Source organism: Streptomyces sp. MS19 (assembly GCF_047200595.1).
Lineage (GTDB): Bacteria > Actinomycetota > Actinomycetes > Streptomycetales > Streptomycetaceae > Streptomyces.
On record NZ_JBJZOH010000098.1, the window covers coordinates 1 to 820 of the forward strand.

Consider the following 820-nt stretch of genomic DNA (forward strand, 5'->3'; position numbering starts at 1 on the left):
CCTCCGTCACATGCGGACAGCCCCGACAACCCCTGGTACGCCTCCACATTCCGCCTCGAAGAGATCTGGGAGCACACGCGGGGAGAAGGCATCACCGTCGCCGTCATCGACGGCAGAGTGGACGACTCCATGCCTGAGCTGGAAGGGCAGGTTCTCGACGGTACCGATCTGGTCTCCGAGGGCGAGGATCCGGACAACGACGCCACCTTTCACGGCACCGGTATGGCGTCACTCATCGCCGGTACCGGCGCTCAAGGAGGTGTCCGAGGGCTCGCTCCTGGTGTCAGAATCCTGCCTGTCCGCGCCGATGACGGCCAAGACGGGCTGACCGTTCGCACGTTCGATCCCATCGCTGAAGGAATCCGTTACGCGGTCGAAGAAGGCGCGCAGGTCATCAACATCTCCCTTGTGAACTCCGGGTTCGGTGTGGGTGACGAGCTCGGAGAGTCCCTGGAGTTGGCTGCTCGCGCAGGAGTCCTGATCTTCGCCGGTGCCGGCAATGATGGTGAGGCGGACAACGAGCCTTTGCCGCCCGCCGACCGGGAGGGTGTCGTCGGGGTCGGCGCTGTCGACAGGAATGGGGAGCGGGCCGGGTACTCGACCTACGGGCCGCAAGTGGCGTTCGCCGCGCCAGGGAACGACGTGCCGTGGCGTTGTCCCGATCTCGACGGGCCGGTCTGCATCGACCCGCTCGGCGGTACCAGTAGTGCCACCGCGATCGCGTCGGCGTCGGCTGCGCTGATCTGGTCGGCGCATCCTGACTGGACGAAGAACCAGGTGCTCCGCGTCATGGTCGAGACAGCCGTGCGGACCGAAGACA

General features: G+C 65.9%; 1 protein-coding gene. It reads left to right on the forward strand.

Translation table 11 applies throughout. The features are described from left to right. Positions 1-129 precede the first annotated feature (129 nt). Positions 130-820, forward strand: a 691-nt coding sequence (locus ACL02R_RS30045; protein ID WP_412800122.1) for a S8 family serine peptidase, incomplete at its 3' end; no start/stop codon positions are given.